Below are 20,213 nucleotides of genomic sequence, written 5' to 3'. Positions count from 1 at the left end.
AGGGGATTCAGTATGAATGAAAGGGGATTTACACTTATTGAAATGATGATAGTCCTGCTGATCATATCAGTATTATTAATCATTACAATCCCGAATATCACCAAAAATCAAACCACCATTCAAACCAAAGGGTGCGATGCCTTTCTTCGGACCGTAGATGCCCAGATACAATCGTATGAACTGGATAAAAATGAAAAGCCGGACAGCATCGAAACTCTTAAAACAGATGGTTACCTGAAGCAGACAAGCTGTCCTGACGGCAGAGCTGTTGTAATAGGAGCAAATGGTGAGGCAGTCATCGAAAAAGAAGATTCCTAATATCGCAATCTTTAACCAAAAAGGCTTTACATTTCCAGAGATTTTGCTCGTCTTATCCATCTTTCTTTTGATTTCCGGTATAGTACTCAACTTAAAGACGCACCCCCAGGAAACCTTTCAGGCTAAATTATTCATAAGGCAGTTCGCTGCTGATATCCTGCTTGCCCAGGAATATGCCATGAGCAGCCAGTCGGTTCTGTATGTGACGATCGATATGAATAGCCGCAGGTACTCGGCGGGAAGCCTGACCGAAAAAATTTATACGAGGGAAATTCCGGATGAAATCGAACCGCATCCGGGGACGCTGGGAATGAAGTTTCATTTTACAGCTTCAGGCAATATCAGCAAAGCAGGAGTTCTCTATATAAAATGCGGAAACCGCAGCTGGAAGATGACCTTTCAGCTTGGCAAGGGGAGGTTTTATATAAGTGAACAATAGAGGCTATATCTTTGCCGAGCTGCTGGCTTCCCTGGTCATTCTATGCATGATCATTTCTGCCTGGCTGCCCCTTTATTCAAAAATCCAGTTGGACAGAAAGGATAATACTCTCCGAATTCATGCGAGGCATATGCTCGATAAAAATCTGATCCTCTCAGGAAGGGGAGACAAAAAAATGAGTGCAGGCACATTCTCGTTTGAAAATAGAGAATACAATTTTTCGATCCTGGCATCAGATGAATTCCCAGACTATCAGATAGGCTGCCTGACTTATATGAATTTCAAGAAAAAGAGAGTGGAGCTTTGTGATTTATTCAAGGAATGACAGAGGCTTTACATTGATCGAAATGCTGTTGTGCCTGATGATACTATCTGCTGCTTCAGCACTGGTGCTTAGCTTGCTTGTCTATGTAAAAAAAGATCTGGAAGTGAAGGGCAGCATCAATAAGATGGAATGGGAAGTATTCCTTGCACAGCTTAAGAAGGATGCCGCCTCAGCCTCCAGGATACATGTACACTCCTCGGGTATAACCTTCTTTTTTAAAGACAAGGCCGTAATCGTGGAAAAATATCAGGACAAAATCAGGAGGAGGGTGGATGGTACGGGCCACGAAATCCTCCTGCAAAATATCAGCTCCTTTCAAGCCGTGGTGGAAACAGGAGGACTGACCATTAAGGCAGGAGATAAGATGGGATTTTCCATGGAGGGGTTTCTATGGGTAATGGAAGGCGGACCTTGATGAGCGAAAAAGGAAATGTTCTGCCCGTGGTGGTGGTTTTCTCATTTTTAGTTTGGATGGCGCTGACCGCGGCAATATCCCTCTTTGCCACTGAGAAACAATTCTATTATGAGGCAGAAGAAAAGCTGAAAGCAGATTACATCCTGAAGCTTGGCAGCAGGGATTTGATCGAGGCCCTGAATCAGGAAGGCGGCACTGCCGGCAATGGCTTTCTCTTTTATATGCATGGGGATCTATACTATGAATGGAATCAGAAAGAAATCATAGAGATCCATATGTATGCCTCAACCAAAAGCGACCGCAAAGCCGAAGCAATATTTAAATATGACCCCATCAATCAAAAAATGATAGAATGGACAGAAATATAGCCTGAGGTGTTCATAATGAAAGTCATTTATATTACCGGGTTCATGGGCTCGGGGAAAACGACAGTGGGGGCCATTCTCGGAGAAATGACCGGCCTGCCAGTCTATGATATCGACCAGGAAGTGATCAAAGCAGAAGGCATGAGCATTTCCGAACTATTTGCTGACAAAGGGGAAGCCTATTTCAGGCAGCGGGAAAGCGGAATGCTGAGGAGCCTGCCTGCAGCCGATGCCATCATAACGACCGGCGGCGGCACAGTGCTTCAGGAAGAGAACCGGCAATTCATGAAGGAAAATGGCAGGGTGGTCTTTCTCGACTGCAGGATTGAAGAAATCGAGCGCCGTCTTGCAGCGGATACAAGCAGGCCGCTTTTGGCAGGGAATAAAAAATCAGATCTGCGCCGGCTGTATGAGGAAAGGCTTCCTGTCTACAGGGAGGCTGAAATCACGATTTCTATAGACCGTCAGACGGCCGGTGAAGCGGCCGCTGAGATTCTGAAGCGAATAGAGTCTTGAGTATTTGGGCATCCTGTATGCTGGGTGATTATATGTCAACGAATGATATCATAAAATTCATTACACAGCAGTTTGTCACATTTTTTAACCAGCCTCAGGAAGTCCGGAAAAAGGTGCGGCAGGAAAAGAAGCAGACCCGTCCGCCGTTTTCTTATAATTGGTTTGGCGTGATTCCCATGGCCCTGTCGATGGTAATGAAAAAAAAGAAGCTATAAGAAAAGGGGCAGCAATGGTGCTGTCCCTTTTTATATTGCCTGCTGACTCAGGTAAAACAAGCCGCCATTGATGACTTTTATCGTTATCTTCGGCTCATACTGCTCCCGCAGTGCTTCTTTTTCTGTTTCATAGCTTTCTGTCTTTTCCGAGTCCTGGTAGAAGTCTTCCAGCAGCTTCAGGTCATTCTCCCATCGCAGACACGCATCCTCTGCCCAGCTATGGTCATCAAAGGAGAGGCTCGTCCGGATATGGGTGTCTAGCCTGGCCAGGCCGCTCTGTGTCTTGATCAGCGGCGACAGCGTGTAGGAGAAGTCGGGTATCTTCGGCGTGACAGAGAGCTTTAACACCTTATTATGAAAGTCCTCGTCAATAGTCCCGGATATTAAATTCACCCCGAGTGAGAGGAAGATATCCTTCTTCCGGTTGCATTGATACGAAACCTTCACATTCAGTCCCAGCCAGGGGTATAGCGAATTCTGCCCCTTGGCTGAGTTTTCTTCATACAGCCTGATATAGCTTGAGAGCTGTTTGGTTGTCTCGAATATCTGGTGCAGGCGGGGAGAGCCGAAATGGATGAACTCCCCTTTAAGGTCATCCGGAGCAAGAGCAGGATCTGTGATCAGTGTAAGCCGGGAAAGCTTGGGTTCACCGCCTGTCTTCTCCAGATAATGCCAGTAAAAGGGGCGGTTCATAAGCAGTTTATCCTGTTCAATCGTCAGCTCCACTGTTAAATAGCCCGGCTTGTTTTCTTCAATCCTGCAGTCATTAGCCTTAAAGTACTTTAGTAAAAACTCATGAATTTCCGCTTGCTGCATTCATCTCACCCTTTTTGATATCCTGGGCGAAGGAGATCATGGAAGCCAAATTCTCCATTTTGATCTTCATTTCACCCTCTGTTTTGGAATGGCCTACCACATCAATCAGATAATCCTCGATTTTACCGATCTCAAGCCTGGTCAATATATCATCGAGCTCACCGACCACGCGCTCGAATAATTGTATTTTGTCATACAGAAGCTTGAGGATATGTTCTTCAACGGTGTTTTTTGTCGCGAAGTTATAGATCATAACATCATGCTCCTGTCCGAGCCGGTGCACACGGCCGATCCGCTGTTCAAGGCGCATTGGGTTCCATGGCAGATCAAAATTGATGAGATGATGGCAGAATTGAAGATTGATTCCCTCGCCGCCTGCCTCTGTTGCAATCAGGACTTGAAATTGCTTTTCAAAAAGATCTTTCATCCAGTCCTTTTTCCCCCGCTTGAAGCCGCCGCGGAAAGGCACAGAGCTGATTCCGTTGGATTTCAGGAACCACTGCAGGTACATCTGGGTGGCCCGGTATTCAGTAAAGATGATGACCTTATCATCAATTTTCTGAATCAGCTCGAGCGCCTTTTCAGCCTTGGAGTTTTGCTCAATAGAGTCGATCAGCGCATATATAGGCTTCAATTTCTCCTCATAAAAGGCATCCGGATCTTCGGCCTTCTGCAGCATCTTCTTCAGGGTATAATACACCGACTCTCTGCTTGAGCATGCCTCGCGCTGAAGGGTAAGGGTAGAAAAGGCATTTCCTGCTGACTCGCTGCCATATGGCCTGAAGGCTGTCACGGCGTCATAAAGGGCGCGTTCTTCTTCAGTAAAGTCGATCAGGATGGTTTCAACATGCCTTTTTGTCCATTCAATCCCTGTATCTGCACGCCTGTTTCGGATCATCACCTTGTTCACCAGCTCCTTCAGGCGTTCATCCTCATTCAGGCCGCGCTTTTTCTTTTTGTATTTTTCGGCGAACAGGGCTGCATTGCCGAGATGGCCGGGCTTCAATAAGGATACAAGATGAAAGATTTCATCTACCCGGTTTTGGATGGGCGTTGCGGTGAGAAGCAGGCAGAATTTCTTTTTCAGGCTCTGCACAAACTCATAGTTTTTGGTTTTGTTATTTTTCAGCTTATGAGCCTCATCCACAATGATTAAATCATACTGCTGTTCAAAGATAATATCGCGGTGGGGCTGTTTTTTGGCTGTGTCAATGGAAGAAATGACTACGTCATAAGCCTCCCAGACATAGCTCTTCCGCTGTGCCACTGCAGGGATATGGAATTTTGTATTCAACTCAAATGCCCATTGAGAGACGAGGGAAGCCGGCACAAGGATCAGGACCTTTTTGACCAGGCCGCGGATCATATATTCCTTAAGGATCAACCCGGCCTCAATGGTTTTTCCAAGACCTACTTCATCTCCGAGGATAGCCTTGCCATGCATATTTTCGACCACTTCCCTGGCTGCCTCGAGCTGATGTGGAAGCGGTTTGAGCTGGGGAAGATGCCTTGGGGCCTGCAGGCCCTCGAATTCCGGCACCACCAGCTGCTTTTCCACCTCGACGGCAAGTTTATAAAGCTCCCAATCGGCCCAGGGGCCGTCATGGTCGATTTTAGTCTGCAGGCCGTTTTCCCACTCTGAATCAAAAGCCACCTGTATTTTCATATTTTTTATCTCCTTCGAAGAGAAATGTTCGGTTTTTATTTATTTTTATAGGAAAATAAACAAATTAAATTAAATAAATAACTTAAAAACGAACTATTTGTTTGGACTTAATAAATGAAAACGGTTTTTTCGGCGTTTTTCTTAAAAAATTATTGCGGAAACATAAAAATTAATGATAGGATGAAACTAGCTTTCAAAGTATTTGTACTACTCTTACTTTTTAAGTAACATACATAGCCTTTAGTATGACCATAAATGAATTTAATATAAGCGGATGAAGGCAGGGGGAGAGACTGTATTTCCTAGACGGCGCCGAAGGAGCAAGCTTTTTATTAAAAAGTGAATCTCTCAGGCAAAAGTACTCTTGCTGGACGCGGCTCTGGAGAGTGCCTGCAGTATGCCGGGCCACCAAAGGGGAAAGCCCTTTTTAAAAGGGTAAACTTTCAGGTATCAGGACAGGGAAATGGCGTTTGAAAGCGGCGTTTCCCTGTCTTTTTTTGCGTTTTATCCGAGGTTTTACCAGTAAACATTCTTCTGACTGGGGGTATTAATTTGTCAGTACTACAAAGAACACCGCTTTATGAGTTATACGCAGATCATGGAGCTAAAACAATCGATTTCGGAGGCTGGGATCTGCCCGTCCAATTTACCAGCATTAAAGAAGAGCACGAGGCTGTAAGAACCAAGGCCGGCCTGTTCGACGTATCCCACATGGGTGAAATTGAAGTGAAGGGGCCTGAGAGCCTTCAATTCCTGCAGAAGGTCATGACCAATGATGTGTCAAAGCTTGTGGACGGCGGTGCCCAGTATACAGCCATGTGCTATGAAAATGGCGGAACGGTTGATGATTTGATCGTGTATAAAAAAGCGGACGGCGATTATCTTCTCGTCGTGAACGCTGCGAATATCCTGAAAGATTATGAATGGCTCGAACAAAACCGTACAGAGGACTGCAGGCTGAAAAACATTTCAACTGATATTGCCCAGCTTGCCCTTCAGGGGCCGAAGGCTGAAGCGGTGCTCCAGAAGCTTTCCGGCTCCCAGAATTTGAGTGAAATCGGCTTCTTTAAGTTCAAGGATGATGTAGAGCTTAACGGCATCAAAGCCCTCGTATCAAGGACCGGCTATACGGGTGAGGATGGCTTTGAGATATACTGTCAGAGCAGTGATGCCAAGAAAGTCTGGAAGGATATCTTGGAAGCCGGGAAAGAAGAAGGCGTGCTGCCTGTTGGCCTGGGCGCACGGGATACCCTCCGATTTGAAGCGAATCTGGCGCTTTACGGGCAGGAGCTTTCAGCGGATATCACCCCGATTGAAGCAGGCATCGGCTTTGCGGTCAATGTGAAGAAAGCGGAAAATTTCATCGGAAAATCAGTCTTGAAGGATCAAAAGGAAAATGGAGCACCGCGCAAACTGGTTGGAGTTGAAATGATCGACCGCGGCATCCCGCGCCATGGCTATCCGGTTTATGCAGACGGCGGGCTGATTGGGGAAGTTACGACCGGCACACAATCTCCGACTCTGAAGAAAAATATCGGTCTAGCCCTCGTGAAAAAGGAATTCGCTGCGATTGGGACAGAAGTGGAAATCGAGATCCGTTCTAAAAAGCTGAAAGCTGTCGTTTCGGCTACACCATTTTATAAAAGGCCAAGAGGTTAATAGGAAAGGGGAATATATATATGAAGCACCGATATCTGCCGATGACTGAACAAGATAAAGAGCAAATGCTGAAAACAATTGGCGCTGCTTCTATAGATGAACTGTTTCAGGATATTCCTGAGAAGGTTCGTTTCAAGGGAGAATATAATATCAAGCCCGCCGCACCTGAGTCGGCACTTCTTAAGGAGCTGACGAGGCTGGCTGCCAAGAATGCGGACCTGAAACAGAATGTGTCATTCCTCGGTGCGGGTGTGTATGACCACTATATTCCTACCATTGTGGATCACGTCATCTCGCGTTCCGAGTTTTATACAGCCTATACGCCTTACCAGCCGGAAATTTCACAGGGTGAGCTGCAGGCCATCTTTGAGTTCCAGACAATGATTTGTGAGCTTACCGGTATGGATGTAGCGAATTCCTCCATGTATGACGGAGGCACTGCCATTGCAGAAGCGGCCATGCTTGCAACCGGACACACCCGCCGCAAGAAAATCCTTATATCAAGCGCGGTCCATCCGGAAACAAAGGATGTTGTAAAGACCTATGCAAAGGGACAGTATATCGAAGTAGCTGAGATTCCATACGCTGACGGCGTGACTGATGTCGAGGCGCTGAAAGAAATGATTACGGATGATATTGCCGGTGTCATCGTACAGTATCCGAATTTCTTTGGACGTATCGAACCGCTTAAGGATATTGAGGAAGCAGTTCATGAGAAGAAGTCTATGTTCATCGTTTCCAGCAATCCAGCTGCACTCGGCGCCCTCACACCTCCAGGTAAATTCGGCGCTGATATTGTGGCAGGCGATGCCCAGCCATTTGGGATTCCTTCCGCATTCGGCGGTCCGCACTGCGGCTACTTCGCTGTTACCAGCAAGCTGATGCGAAAGGTTCCAGGCAGGCTTGTCGGACAGACAGTGGATGAAAACGGCAAGCGGGGCTTTGTGTTGACGCTTCAGGCCCGCGAACAGCATATCCGCCGTGATAAGGCCACCTCAAACATTTGCTCCAACCAGGCGCTCAATGCTCTTGCTGCATCTGTGGCGATGACGGCGCTCGGAAGGAATGGCGTGAAGGAAATGGCTGTAAAAAACATCCAGAAAGCTCATTACGCCAAGACCCAGCTTAAGGAGAGCGGCAGGGAGATCGTTTTTGAAGGCCCGTCCTTCAATGAATTTGTCATCAAGCTCGGCCAGCCTGCTGCCGAGGTGAACCGCCGCCTGATTGCAAAAGGAATCATCGGCGGATATGATCTGGGCCGGAGCTTCCCGGAGCTGACGGATCATATGCTTGTTGCAGTCACCGAACTCAGGACAAAAGACGAAATCGACATGTTCGTGAAAGAATTGGGGGATGGCCATGAATAACCATGAACAAGACCAGCCATTGATTTTTGAACTAAGCACTCCGGGAAGAATCGGATACAGCCTCCCGGACCTTGAAATAGAAGAAGTGGAGCTTGAGAGCATCATTCCCGCTGAATATCTGCGCACAGAAGATGCAGAGCTGCCCGAGGTTTCAGAGCTTGATATCATGCGCCATTACACAGCCCTTTCAAAGCGCAACCATGGCGTTGACTCAGGATTTTACCCGCTCGGCTCATGCACAATGAAATACAACCCGAAGATCAATGAAGCAGTGGCAAGATACAATGGTTTCGCGCATATCCACCCGCTTCAGGATGAAAGCACAGTACAGGGTGCCCTTGAGTTGATGTTTGATCTGCAGGAGCACTTGATTGAAATCACAGGGATGGACGAAGTGACCCTGCAGCCGGCTGCAGGCGCCCACGGTGAATGGACGGGCCTTATGATGATCCGTGCCTTCCATGAAGCAAATGGCGACACTTCCCGCACGAAGGTCATTGTCCCGGACTCCGCTCATGGAACAAACCCTGCTTCTGCCACCGTTGCCGGATTTGAGACCGTGACGGTTAAATCCAATGAAGACGGCTTGGTGGACCTGGAGGATCTGAGAAGAGTAGTGGGTTCCGATACAGCTGCGCTTATGCTCACAAACCCAAATACCCTGGGGTTATTTGAGGAAAATATCCTGGAAATGGCTGAGATTGTCCATAGTGCAGGAGGCAAGCTCTATTACGATGGAGCGAACCTTAATGCGGTCCTTTCAAAAGCGCGGCCGGGGGATATGGGCTTTGACGTGGTCCACCTTAACCTGCATAAAACCTTCACCGGGCCTCATGGAGGAGGCGGGCCGGGATCAGGTCCTGTTGGTGTAAAAGCTGATCTGATTCCATATCTGCCGGCACCGATTGTCACGCAGAAGGATGGCGGGTATACCCTGGATTACGACAGACCTCAGTCCATTGGGCGGGTCAAGCCGTATTACGGAAACTTCGGAATCAACGTGCGGGCATACACTTATATCCGCACTATGGGCCCGGATGGTTTGAAGGCAGTGACCGAGTATGCCGTACTTAATGCCAACTATATGATGAGAAGGCTCGCGTCCCATTATGACCTGCCTTATGACAGGCATTGCAAGCATGAATTTGTATTGAGCGGCAGAAGGCAGAAGAAACTGGGAGTACGGACCCTGGATATCGCCAAGCGCCTGCTTGATTTCGGATATCATCCGCCGACCATCTACTTCCCGCTCAACGTGGAAGAATGTATGATGATTGAGCCGACTGAGACAGAGTCCAAGGAAACACTCGATGCCTTCATCGATGCGATGATCCAGATCGCAAAAGAGGCTGAGGAAAATCCTGAGATTGTACAGGAAGCACCTCATACCACGGTAATTAAACGATTGGATGAAACACTTGCAGCCCGTAAGCCGGTGCTGCGTTATTCCAAAGAAGGATAAAGCACCTGCCGGGTGCAGAGGCCAAGGTAAGCCCGGGAATACTGGTTATTCCCGGGCTTTGCTATGCCATTAACATAATTGTTTTATGTCCACATCTTATAAAAGGAAGAAGAACATCTAAGCTTCCGGTATGTCTGTCTAAATCTCCTGATAAGCTTACCTAAACTTCTGAAATTCCGGACTAACATAGAAAATGTAATGAAATGGTGAAGAATTTATTACAATAAGCTGTAACACATTATTTTTATTGAGATAAAAGTTTATAATCGATTAAGGAAAGGTAGTTATTAACGGATATGTACTCTTGTTGGGCGTATAAACTGGATTTACTCCGGTTTATGGGGGATTCTATTCAAGAGCAGCACAATCTGCATAATATTTTTGGAATTAGAAGGAGAGAGATTGGATGGAGTCATTATGGCTTGAGTATGCTTGGGCATTATTGATCTTGATTGGACTGGAAGGATTGCTGTCTGCTGACAACGCCCTTGTGCTGGCGGTCATTGCCAAGCATTTGCCCGATGATCAAAAAAAGAGGGCGATCAATTACGGAATTATCATGGCTTTCGTTTTCCGGTTTGCCGCGCTTTTTGCGATTTCCTTCATTGCAAACGTCTGGCAGATACAGGCGATAGGAGCAGCATACCTGCTGTATCTGGGTTTAAAGCATGTGATACAGGCAAGATTCGGAAAAGCGAATGACAATGTACATAATGAAGATGAAGAGGAAGCCGCGGGTAAAGGCTTCTGGCCGACAGTGGGTAAAATAGCCCTGGCTGATCTTGCTTTTGCGATTGATTCAATACTGGCTGCTGTAGCCCTTGCACTGGGACTTCCGGATTCGCCCCTCGATGACTTTGGAGGTATGGACGGAGGGAAATTTATCATCGTCGTTCTTGGGGGGATTGCAGGCTTGATCCTGATTAAGTTTGCGGCAACATGGTTTGTGCAGCTGCTCGAAAAACGCCCCGCATTGGAAACGACTGCTTATGCCATTGTTGCCTGGGTGGGAGTGAAGCTTGCCGTCATTACGCTTGCACATGAGGATATCGGTGTATTGGATCATGATTTTCCCCACAGTACCGGCTGGACCCTTGTTTTCTACGGTGTATTGGTAGCCATAGCTCTTTGGGGATGGTTTGCACCAGGCAAAAAATCTTCTCACGGAAATGGTCATGCATAAGCTGCAGAAGGTTAATTGACTAAATTGGCTTTAATGGAAACAAATGACCGCAAAAAGGCTCCCTTCACAGGGAGCCTTTTTTATCGTTATTGACCTTTTCTTTTGATCTTTCCGCCCCAGCGCTTGAAGCCGCCCTGCAGGTGGGAAATGTCACGGTAGCCTTTTTTGTGGAGCATCTGTGCAGCACGGCCGCTTCTTATGCCGCTCTGGCAGTATAGGTAAACAGGCTTGTCCGGACGGATTTCTTTTAACCGCATTTTCAGCTGAGTCATTGGTATGTTCCTGGCACCAAGAATGTGGCCGCCTTCGTATTCGTTCGGCTCACGGACATCTATCAGCTGTGCCTTGCGGTAGCCTGAAATGAATTCTTCCTGGCTTAATGTCTTTACTATGCGTTTTTGATTCAGCCACATAATTAATGTATAGATGATGACAGCTCCTAAAATCACCAGTAAGATATACAATGTTGTCAATGGTAATACCCCCTTTTACCCTGAAAGTTCCAGCACTATTCATTATATAATTGATAGGGCTAAGAATCAAAACTATTTTATACATCCATATAAAGAGTCAGCAATTTGTCAAAAATCAGTCTGATCACCGTTTTTTTGATGTCAATAGCCTTGTAATTTAATTTTTTTTTCAGGCTTTTTAATTGACAAGCGGCCGCGTCAGAGACGGCAAGGAATTCAAAAACTGACTCTAAAAGCAAATGGGAAAACCGTTTAAATAACCGCAAAAAATGATATAAATCGGCAAATTGCTCATAAATCCGCCTCTTTCCCCTTTATTTTTTCATTTGACATTCCCCTTTTTCTTTGACCTATCACACCACATATAGTGGTGTCGAAAAAAGAGGATACCTATATATTGATTATTTGCGTTTGCTTGTGATAAGTTAAGGGTAACAAATAGAAAGGCGAATTTTGTCGCTTTTCTAAAATGGTTTTTGGAGGAGAGATAGCATTGTCTGTTGTACTTAACAGTAATATGAAACTTAATATTGAGAGATTGAATGAAGACATCAAGATCTTCCCGCAGGTTTTCCCCGTAACGGAAGATATGAACCTTGCACACAAAGGTGTATCGAGGCTAGTCATGCTGGACCGCTATTCATTCAAGGACACGGCGAAGGTGACGCTCACATCAGGCGATTTTGTTGTATTGACCATCAAGGAAGACCCTAAGTTCCCTGCGAGGGGCCTTGGGTACATCATGGATATTGATTGGGAAAACAAAAAAGCACGCGTGCTTGTTGAAGAAGAGTTCCGGGGAGTGCTGCAGGGAGAAGAGGCTGATACGGGAGTGATCACAAAATCGCTCGACGTCATAGAAAAGCCGCTCGAAATCTTTTATGAGCAGATTGCCAAAAGAAATGCAGCAGGACTCTCCTCAGTGGAAAAAACAGAAGAAAAGCGAAAAGAATGGTTCGAGAAGTTTTACCAGGAGCTTTCATCCCTGAACTTCATTCCTGCAGGGCGGGTATTATACGGGGCAGGTGCCGATACGGATGTCACCTACTTCAACTGCTATGTAATGCCGTTTGTCCAGGATTCAAGGGAAGGAATATCAGAGCACCGTAAACAAGTAATGGAGATCATGAGCCGCGGCGGCGGGGTAGGCACGAATGGTTCGACTCTTCGTCCCAGGAATGCACTGGCCAGGGGCGTAAACGGCAAGTCATCAGGATCTGTATCCTGGCTCGATGACATTGCAAAGCTTACGCATCTGGTTGAGCAGGGCGGTTCAAGGCGCGGAGCTCAGATGATCATGCTGATTGATTCCCACCCTGATATCGTGGAGTTCATCATCTCCAAGATGCAGAATCCAAGGATTCTCCGCTATCTCATTGAAAATACAACCGATGAAACCATCAAGCAGTATGCCAATGAAAAATTGAAATTCACCCCTTTCACAGAATCGGAAGCAGCGATGTATCAGGGGATTGTCAATTATAAAACCATGCCGGGCCTTGGCGGCTTCAGCGAAAAAATCATCAAGGACGCCGAGAATAAGCTGCGTACGGGCGGAACCTACAGCGTACATAATTCCGAGTTTCTGACCGGAGCAAACATCTCGGTCTGCCTGACAAAGGAATTCATGGAAGCTGTCGAAAAAGACGAAATGTACGAGCTCCGCTTCCCGGATGTCGAGAGCTATGACGAGGAAGAAATGGACGTTTACAACAAGGAATGGCACAAGATAGGCGACGTCAGGGAATGGGAAAAACTCGGCCATAAGGTACGCGTCTACCGTTCAATCAAAGCTAAAGAACTTTGGAACCTGATCAATGTCTGTGCCACCTATTCAGCCGAGCCTGGGATCTTCTTCATAGATAATGCGAACGATATGACCAATGCCAAGGCATACGGCCAGCAGGTAGTGGCTACAAATCCTTGCGGAGAGCAGCCGCTGGCTCCATACTCAGTCTGCAACCTGGCAGCTGTCAATCTGGCTGAAATGGCAGATAAAGTAACCAAAACCGTTGATTTTGATAAACTAAAAAAGACCGTTGAAGTCGGCGTACGCATGCAGGATAACGTAATAGATGCCACTCCGTACTTCCTCGAAGACAACAAAAAACAGGCACTGGGAGAGCGTCGTGTCGGCCTTGGTGTTATGGGGCTCCATGATCTGCTCATATACTGTGAAACCGAATATGGTTCCGCGGAAGGCAACAAACTGGTTGATTCAGTATTCGAAACGATTGCAGTGACGGCTTACCGCACGTCCATAGAGCTTGGCAGGGAAAAGGGAAGCTTCCCGTTCCTTGAAGGAGAATCTGCAGAGGAGACGAACCGCCTTCGCCAGGCATTCACAGAAACCGGCTTCATGCAAAAAATGCCACAGGACTTGAGGGATTCCATCCTTGAATCCGGCATCAGGAACTCTCACCTTCTGACGGTTGCGCCAACCGGCTCTACCGGCACAATGGTAGGGGTGTCCACAGGTCTTGAGCCTTACTTCTCCTTCACTTATTACAGAAGCGGACGCCTGGGTAAATTTATTGAAGTGAAAGCAGACATTGTCCAGGAATATCTTGCGAAAAATCCAGAGACAGATCCGAACTCTCTCCCCGAGTGGTTCATTTCGGCAATGGAGCTTTCGCCGGAAGCCCATGCCGATGTTCAGTGCATCATCCAGCGCTGGATCGACAGCTCCATCAGCAAGACGGTCAATGCACCGAGGGGCTATACTGTCGAGCAGGTTGAAGCAGTATACGAACGCCTTTACAAGGGGGGTGCCAAGGGCGGCACGGTTTATGTTGATGGAAGCCGTGACTCCCAGGTACTCACATTGAAAGCAGAAGAAAATACATTTGATGAAGAAGAAACAACAGTCAAAGAAGAAAAGAAAGTCGTGCTGGTGGACACCATTTCACCGCTCCGTTCGACCGATGTTACCATTGGTTCAGAAGTCGGGAATACATGCCCGGTCTGCCGTAAGGGCCAGGTCAAGGATATCGGCGGCTGCAATACCTGTACGAACTGCGGATCGCAGCTGAAGTGCGGATTATAAGGAGAAGAGGCCGAAGGACGGCCTCTTTTCTTTTTTTGGAAGGACCTGCTTCCTGCAGAATCCATCCTGATTCACAAACCTGAAACTTTTTTTCGTATAAATGAAACCATTTTGGGTAAATAACGTAATATACATATAAAGATTACTGGGCTCGGCCAGACTATACCAACAAAAGAGGAGTAACTATATTGGGTAATGTGATTTTTCAGATTGGGCAGTATGCCTTTGACCTTTACTATTGGTTGATTTTCATATCGATCTTTGGTTCCTGGTTCCCAGGATTCCAGGCTTCCAAAATTGGAGGCTGGATTATGAAAGTGGTAGAGCCGTTTCTATCCATATTCCGGAGGTTCATTCCGCCGCTTGGAGGAATCGACTTTTCGCCAATCATTGCCCTTTTTGCCTATCGATTCCTGAGCAGATTTGCTTTGGAGGGGCTTCGACAGACCATCAATGTTCTGGGCATCTAAACTGCCGGTCTACATATAAGGGATAGGAAGACTTTCTTTCCATCCGTCACCAGCCGCCTTTTTTTAGGGGGCTTGTTTTTTTTAAAGGCTCTTTTCTAAAAGATTGTTGTTTTTGAATGAGTCTGTAAGGAGATTAAATTAATTAGCAAGTGGACTTACGCTCCAGGTGCGAGACTTCTGCAGGAGATGAGGGACAGCTGAGACCCCAAAGGCGAAGCCCGAGGAGGCTCAGCGCCCGCACCGCGGAAAGCGAGTGACTGCAGCGAAAACATTTTTAAATTTACCAGCCGCAATGTATGCGAAAACTGCTTTTTAAAATATGTTCCCAAAACAAGGAATTCATGCTTCAAGTTCACGGGGCCCATACTAATTCTGTAAAAAACAAATTGAAGTGTGGTGAGAAAGCTGGTTAAGCCATTTATGCCTCAGCTGGTCTATATCGAGCCGAAGGCACTAGAATATCCGCTTGGAAGAGAATTGAAAAAGAAGTTTGAGGACCTGAATGTGGAAATCCGCGAGACCACCTCTCATAATCAAATCAGGAACCTTCCGGGGGAAACTGATTTTCAAAAATACCGGGTCGCCAAATCGACTTTGGTCGTCGGGGTGAGAAGGACATTGAAGTTTGATACGTCAAAGCCTTCCGCCGAATACGCCATACCTCTCGCCACAGGCTGCATGGGGCACTGCCATTATTGCTACCTCCAGACCACCCTTGGCAGTAAGCCCTACATTCGTGTATATGTGAATACAGATGAAATTTTTGAGCAGGCTGTCAAATACATGGAAGAGCGGAAGCCGGAAATCACGAGATTTGAAGCAGCCTGTACCTCCGATATTGTTGGGGTCGATCATATTACGCATTCTCTCAAGAAGGCTATCGAATTTTTTGGGCAGCAGGAGTATGGAGCGCTCCGGTTTGTTACTAAATTTGAACATGTGGATCATCTCTTGGATGCGAAACACAATGGAAAGACACGTTTTAGATTCAGTGTGAATTCACGCTATGTAATCAAAAATTTTGAGCCCGGAACATCTTCCTTTGAAGGCCGGCTTGAGGCAGCCAGGAAAGTGCTTCATGCAGGATATCCACTCGGATTCATTGTGGCACCGATCTATAGACATGAAAACTGGAAGGAAGGCTATCAAGAGCTTTTCGAACGTCTGTACAGTTCGCTGGAAGGACTGGACTTATCCGATCTGACCTTTGAATTGATTCAGCACCGATTCACCTCGCCGGCCAAGAAGGTTATACTTAAGAATTATCCAAAATCAAAGCTTGAGCTCGATGAAAGTAAACGTAAATACAAATGGGGCCGCTATGGAATCGGTAAATATGTTTATCAAAATGAAGAGGCGAAAGAACTTGAAGATACAATCAGGGGATACATCGCCGAATACTTTCCGCAATCAACGGTGCAATACTTTACGTAATGTAATATAATATACCAGGCTCACATACAGCAAATAAACAGTATTTGATTTCACAAATGGAATGCCTGGACCTTACATTAACGGGTTCGGTATTGAAATGCCAGAAGAAGTTTCACACAGTAATTCACAGCTGGGTAAGCATAAACTTTAGTTAAAATCAGGACGGGAAAACTCGGAGCCATTATGGTCCGAGTCTTTTTTATAGGATCGCTTTGCTGGAGTAACACTTACCATTCACTGGGCTGTCAAGTACATGGGATAGACTACACAACTGTACATTTTTTTATCGATTATTTATTTGCTTTACACATTCCGCAATGGTTTCAATCACTAGATTTGGGTCTGTTAATTGCGGGAAATGCCCGCTTTTTTCTGCCAGAATAAGTGTGCTGTTAGGTGATAACGAAAGTAATTCTAATTGATTTTCTAATCGCTTTTTTCTGACTTCCTCTGGCATCATCCGATTTTCTTTTCCACCTGTAATTACATACACCGGTATATCAGGGAAATTATCAAATTGATGGATTTGATTCACAGTTTCATTAACAAAATTAACTTCATTGAATTGTTTATCAGAAGATAAGAAATCAAAGATTGCTAATATCTTATTAATTGCCTTTACTGTTTTCCCTTGGTATTGATTAAGGATTAAATCTTTTGGATGACTAGCTTCTATAAAAATAATACCTGCTGTTTCGTCTGGGTATACTCGGGCATACAAATTTGCATATAAACCACCTAGCGAATGACCAACCAGTACGAATGGGGGTTCAAATCCCACTATTGTTAGAGCTTCACGCAGAGTTTTGACAATTGATAACCCATCTTGTGCTTCTTTTGGTTTATCGCTCCCGGCCACACCAAACCGATTATATGAAAATACTGATGATGATTCAGAAATATCTGGTATTATTTTCATCCAGCCTTCTATTGGTCCCGAACCACCGTTAATTAAAACTATATTAGGCTTTCCGTTTCCACTGATATTATATTGTAACTTTCCTTTCGATGTTTCCATTTTATATTTGTTAATTTTCAACGGCAACACCTCATTTTGTAGTATTTCTTTGCCTTATGTACGATGGCCGCCAGCATTAGTTTCATAAATTTGTAAATTAAATCATCAGAAGCCTACACAGTACGTCGCATACAATCAGTATGATGAAAATAACTTCTGTCACACCTTTAAGATATACACCCTCATAGGCACATAAATTACATCGCCTATCATTGTAATCTTATCATCTCCATAATGATTCCATATTCATTATTGCAGCTGGACGGTTGTCCCTGTTGTTTCAGCATAATATACGACCTTCCTTTTGAAATCTCATCCCAGCGGCCCGTACAGCCTGGAACATTCATAAAACTACAGGAGTTTTTCTGCTCGCAGCCCATTGGAAAGGAACCTGGACAAGAGCAGGAACTAACACAGTGGGGCGGTGGAACGGGGTAAGGCGCAGGCAGGGAATGCCACCAAGATATATGATGTTATAAAAATCCAGCTGCAGGAATCCCTATGATACATGCTGCTCCGCCCCTTTCTACCGAAAAAAACAGCCAGTCAGCCCTGTCATGTTTATCCTCTATTGGAATATGGATAGGCCCTCCTGATTAAAGATGTATCAATATGGACTTCAGGGGGATGGCTGGATGCTATTGGATGGGGTTTTTTCAGGAGGCGGGATGAGGGGGCTAGCTTTTGTCGGTGCGTATGAGGCGCTTGAAGAGAAGGGCTTCCGCTTTGTCCGTCTTGGTGGTACAAGCGCAGGAGCCATTATTGCAGCTTTTATTATGGCCGGCTACACAAGCGGTGAAATAAAGGGAATCATAGAAAAAACTGATTTTCACAAGTTGCTCGATGAAAGGAAGCTGTGGATTCCTATGCCTTTTGCCAAATGGCTTCTCCTTTATAAAAGGATGGGGCTGTATAAGGGCGACGCGCTTGAGGAGTGGATTGCCATGATTCTTGCAGAGAAAGGAATCCATACATTCTCGGATATTCCGCCGCAGACCTTCCGGGTCATCGCGTCTGATCTGACGAATGCCCGTCTGATGGTACTGCCTGATGACCTGCTTGAATACGGGATTGACCCGGCCCGGTTCCCTGTGGCACGGGCGGTGAGGATGAGCTGCAGCATTCCCTATTTTTTCGAGCCTGTCACACTTAGAGTAAAAAAGAAAAAGAATATTATTGTAGATGGCGGGGTTCTCAGCAATTTTCCCATGTGGCTGTTTGATTCAGAGCACGTAAAAAAGCTTCGGCCGGTGCTTGGGCTGAAGCTTGCATCTGAAGACCATCTGGGGAAGCCCAAAAAGATTGGGAATGCCATTGAGTTATTTGCCGGATTGTTTGAGACGATGAAGGATGCTCATGACTCCAGGTATGTATCGAGGAAATTGACACCCAATATCTTGTTCATCCCTATTAAAGGGGCGGGGGCAACAGAGTTCCATCTGGCAGGGGATAAAAAAACGGAGCTGATGCAGTATGGCAAGGTGTATACCGAACTGTTTTTAAAAAGATGGTGCTATTAAAAAAATCGAGCTCTTAAAAAAGTGCTCGATTTTTCTTTTTGCCCTTCTTTCCTTCGATCACGGTCAGGTGAATATCGCTGCGATCTTTGTTTCTCGCCTTTTTGCGTTTTTTAGCAAGGGAAAAGCTTTGGACATTATTGGTTTTAGCTTTTGAAGCCTCTCTGGATTTTAACCTTTTTTTGGAATCGCGTGCCGCTTTCATAAAGGCGCGCTCATTTCCTTGGCTGGGCTTGCTTCTTGTTAATCGTTTCACCACAAATATGATAATCCCTATAGTCAGAGCCAGGACAATGACGTTTTTCATAAAGCCGGCCGGATTTGAGAACATGCTGCTTGCTAAGCCTATTGCTCCCAGGAAGATTATTAGATACACCAAAAATGATACTGGACGATTCAACAAAGCCACCTCCTTAAGAGCATCATGTGCATTTTTGCCAAACTTTAAACTTCTATATATCGTAAAATTCCCGTTTCTAAAAATTGTATTCTTGTTTGTTTTTTACACAATCTCCTCTGTCTTTAAACCTTCGTTTGCTTCCTTTTCCAATTTAAGCAGCTCATTGAAGGAGCAGATCGCCGTTTCAACCTGGTCGTCAGAAGGCTCTTTTGTAGTCAGGAGCTGAAGCCACAGGCCCGGGTAGCCAAGGTATTTCAAAACCGGGATATCCCGCAGTTTGTTTGTGAGCTGAAGCACTTCAAACGATATGCCGAGCACGACCGGGATCAAGGCAATCCGGTCAAGCACCCTGAGCCACAGCGGGGTTGTAGGCACAAGCATATAGACGAACACGCCGATGATGACTGTGAACAGGATGAAGCTGCTGCCGCAGCGGTAATGGAGCCGGGATGCCGCCTGGACATTTGCCACAGTCAGTTCCTTATCGGCCTCGTAGGCATTGATGACTTTATGCTCGGCACCATGATATTGGAAGACCCGTCGTATCAGCGGTGTGAGTGAGACAATATAGATGTACCCGAGCAGCAGGAGCAGTTTGAAAAATCCTTCAAGCAGCACCTGGCTGAAATCGCTGGAAAAGACCGGTGTGAATAACACAGCAAGAAAGACCGGGACAAGTGTGAAGACGAACTTCCCGAATAGAAATGAAATCACGCCGACAGCTGCTATTCCGAGCGTCATCGCAAGCTTGGAGGGTTCTTCCTTCACAAGTTCCTCATCATCTTCCGGATCCTGGTCATAGCGGTCGGAAGAGAAATTCAAATGCTTTGACCCGATGGCACTTGCCTCAATGATGGCGGCTATTCCTCTGAGAAAAGGTATCTTTTTTAATGCGGCCAGAAATGGATGGATCTTTTTAGGGACTCTGAAGTAATCTATTGCGCCATTCTTCCGGCGGATGGCAGTGACTGTGGAATGTTTGCCGCCAAACATGACGCCTTCGATGACAGCCTGCCCCCCGTAGATGGGTTTCTGTTGATTTGACAATGTATACACCAGCCTGTGTTGTTGGGATTTTAGCTTACTAGGCGGCGAGTCTGCCTGCGGCC

At 46.0% G+C, this 20,213-nt stretch carries 21 protein-coding genes and 1 riboswitch; of the genes, 15 read left to right on the top strand and 6 right to left on the bottom strand.

The annotated features are described in order from the left end of the window. Positions 1 to 12 precede the first annotated feature (12 nt). The 7 genes from comGC to V1501_RS14650 are packed head-to-tail and all read left to right on the top strand — an operon-like array spanning position 13 to position 2,593. Positions 13 to 318, top strand: coding sequence for a competence type IV pilus major pilin ComGC (comGC, locus tag V1501_RS14680; RefSeq protein ID WP_409289249.1), 306 nt, complete (start codon positions 13 to 15; stop codon positions 316 to 318). Continuing rightward, positions 284 to 757, top strand: a complete 474-nt coding sequence (gene comGD, locus V1501_RS14675) for a competence type IV pilus minor pilin ComGD (protein WP_409289247.1) — start codon at positions 284 to 286, stop codon at positions 755 to 757. The genes comGC and comGD overlap by 35 nt, the downstream gene beginning before the upstream one ends. Then, a complete protein-coding gene (locus V1501_RS14670) occupies positions 747 to 1,082 on the top strand; it encodes a hypothetical protein (protein WP_409289246.1) in 336 nt (111 codons plus the stop codon). Before comGD ends, V1501_RS14670 begins: the two co-directional genes overlap by 11 nt. Further along, positions 1,063 to 1,497, top strand: a complete 435-nt coding sequence (comGF, locus tag V1501_RS14665; RefSeq protein WP_409289244.1) for a competence type IV pilus minor pilin ComGF — start codon at positions 1,063 to 1,065, stop codon at positions 1,495 to 1,497. The genes V1501_RS14670 and comGF overlap by 20 nt, the downstream gene beginning before the upstream one ends. Beyond that, positions 1,473 to 1,865 (top strand): competence type IV pilus minor pilin ComGG, encoded by a 393-nt coding sequence (gene comGG, locus V1501_RS14660; protein WP_409289242.1) that lies wholly within the window; start codon positions 1,473 to 1,475, stop codon positions 1,863 to 1,865. Before comGF ends, comGG begins: the two co-directional genes overlap by 25 nt. A gap of 15 nt (positions 1,866 to 1,880) precedes the next feature. Continuing rightward, positions 1,881 to 2,378 carry a shikimate kinase gene (locus V1501_RS14655; RefSeq protein WP_409289240.1) on the top strand — a complete coding sequence of 166 codons (498 nt, stop codon included), beginning with the start codon at positions 1,881 to 1,883 and terminating at the stop codon, positions 2,376 to 2,378. Between the two features lie 32 nt (positions 2,379 to 2,410). Then, on the top strand, positions 2,411 to 2,593 hold the full coding sequence (locus V1501_RS14650; protein WP_409289239.1) for a YqzE family protein: 183 nt from the start codon (positions 2,411 to 2,413) through the stop codon (positions 2,591 to 2,593). Between the two features lie 30 nt (positions 2,594 to 2,623). Here the strand turns inward: V1501_RS14650 and V1501_RS14645 are convergent, their stop codons facing one another. Both V1501_RS14645 and V1501_RS14640 read right to left on the bottom strand, forming a co-directional pair. Further along, positions 2,624 to 3,409 (bottom strand): YqhG family protein, encoded by a 786-nt coding sequence (locus V1501_RS14645; RefSeq protein WP_409289237.1) that lies wholly within the window; start codon positions 3,407 to 3,409, stop codon positions 2,624 to 2,626. After that, positions 3,387 to 5,075, bottom strand: coding sequence for a DEAD/DEAH box helicase (locus V1501_RS14640; RefSeq protein WP_409289236.1), 1,689 nt, complete (start codon positions 5,073 to 5,075; stop codon positions 3,387 to 3,389). Before V1501_RS14640 ends, V1501_RS14645 begins: the two co-directional genes overlap by 23 nt. 274 nt (positions 5,076 to 5,349) lie before the next feature. Beyond that, positions 5,350 to 5,449, top strand: a riboswitch (glycine riboswitch). A 178-nt stretch (positions 5,450 to 5,627) separates the two neighbouring features. On the opposite strand from V1501_RS14640, the gene gcvT reads away from it, so the two are divergent. The 4 genes from gcvT (at position 5,628) to V1501_RS14620 (ending at position 10,746) form a co-directional block, all read left to right on the top strand. Continuing rightward, positions 5,628 to 6,734 (top strand): glycine cleavage system aminomethyltransferase GcvT, encoded by a 1,107-nt coding sequence (gene gcvT / locus V1501_RS14635; RefSeq protein WP_409289235.1) that lies wholly within the window; start codon positions 5,628 to 5,630, stop codon positions 6,732 to 6,734. Positions 6,735 to 6,754: 20 nt separating this feature from the next. Further along, positions 6,755 to 8,101, top strand: coding sequence for an aminomethyl-transferring glycine dehydrogenase subunit GcvPA (gene gcvPA / locus V1501_RS14630; protein ID WP_409289233.1), 1,347 nt, complete (start codon positions 6,755 to 6,757; stop codon positions 8,099 to 8,101). Further along, positions 8,094 to 9,563 (top strand): aminomethyl-transferring glycine dehydrogenase subunit GcvPB, encoded by a 1,470-nt coding sequence (gene gcvPB, locus V1501_RS14625; RefSeq protein ID WP_409289231.1) that lies wholly within the window; start codon positions 8,094 to 8,096, stop codon positions 9,561 to 9,563. The genes gcvPA and gcvPB overlap by 8 nt, the downstream gene beginning before the upstream one ends. 406 nt (positions 9,564 to 9,969) lie before the next feature. Then, entirely contained in the window at positions 9,970 to 10,746 is a 777-nt protein-coding gene (locus V1501_RS14620) for a TerC family protein (RefSeq protein ID WP_409289230.1), read from the top strand. 86 nt (positions 10,747 to 10,832) lie between these two features. Here the strand turns inward: V1501_RS14620 and V1501_RS14615 are convergent, their stop codons facing one another. Beyond that, complete coding sequence (locus V1501_RS14615) at positions 10,833 to 11,219, bottom strand: rhodanese-like domain-containing protein (RefSeq protein WP_409289228.1); 387 nt, start codon at positions 11,217 to 11,219, stop codon at positions 10,833 to 10,835. A gap of 517 nt (positions 11,220 to 11,736) precedes the next feature. On the opposite strand from V1501_RS14615, the gene V1501_RS14610 reads away from it, so the two are divergent. The 3 genes from V1501_RS14610 (at position 11,737) to splB (ending at position 16,169) form a co-directional block, all read left to right on the top strand. Then, positions 11,737 to 14,265: a vitamin B12-dependent ribonucleotide reductase gene (locus V1501_RS14610; protein ID WP_409293382.1), complete on the top strand. Its 2,529-nt coding sequence runs from the start codon at positions 11,737 to 11,739 to the stop codon at positions 14,263 to 14,265. Positions 14,266 to 14,462: 197 nt separating this feature from the next. Continuing rightward, entirely contained in the window at positions 14,463 to 14,735 is a 273-nt protein-coding gene (locus tag V1501_RS14605) for a YggT family protein (protein WP_409293380.1), read from the top strand. 420 nt (positions 14,736 to 15,155) lie between these two features. Beyond that, positions 15,156 to 16,169, top strand: a complete 1,014-nt coding sequence (splB, locus tag V1501_RS14600; protein ID WP_409289226.1) for a spore photoproduct lyase — start codon at positions 15,156 to 15,158, stop codon at positions 16,167 to 16,169. A 283-nt stretch (positions 16,170 to 16,452) separates the two neighbouring features. On the opposite strand, the gene V1501_RS14595 is transcribed toward splB, so the two are convergent. Then, on the bottom strand, positions 16,453 to 17,208 hold the full coding sequence (locus V1501_RS14595) for an alpha/beta fold hydrolase (protein ID WP_409289225.1): 756 nt from the start codon (positions 17,206 to 17,208) through the stop codon (positions 16,453 to 16,455). A 614-nt stretch (positions 17,209 to 17,822) separates the two neighbouring features. Between V1501_RS14595 and V1501_RS14590 the strand changes: the two genes are divergently transcribed. Beyond that, on the top strand, positions 17,823 to 18,707 hold the full coding sequence (locus tag V1501_RS14590) for a patatin-like phospholipase family protein (RefSeq protein ID WP_409289223.1): 885 nt from the start codon (positions 17,823 to 17,825) through the stop codon (positions 18,705 to 18,707). A gap of 13 nt (positions 18,708 to 18,720) precedes the next feature. Here the strand turns inward: V1501_RS14590 and V1501_RS14585 are convergent, their stop codons facing one another. Next, the gene (locus V1501_RS14585) at positions 18,721 to 19,104 is read right to left on the bottom strand and encodes an SA1362 family protein (RefSeq protein ID WP_409289221.1); all 384 of its coding nucleotides are present in this window, start codon (positions 19,102 to 19,104) and stop codon (positions 18,721 to 18,723) included. A gap of 102 nt (positions 19,105 to 19,206) precedes the next feature. Then, positions 19,207 to 20,151 (bottom strand): DUF1385 domain-containing protein, encoded by a 945-nt coding sequence (locus V1501_RS14580; protein ID WP_409289219.1) that lies wholly within the window; start codon positions 20,149 to 20,151, stop codon positions 19,207 to 19,209. Positions 20,152 to 20,213 lie beyond the last annotated feature (62 nt).

The organism is Paraperibacillus esterisolvens (assembly GCF_046237625.1).
GTDB lineage: Bacteria > Bacillota > Bacilli > Bacillales > DSM-1321 > Paraperibacillus > Paraperibacillus esterisolvens.
This window is presented reverse-complemented; position numbering and strand designations above follow the sequence as displayed.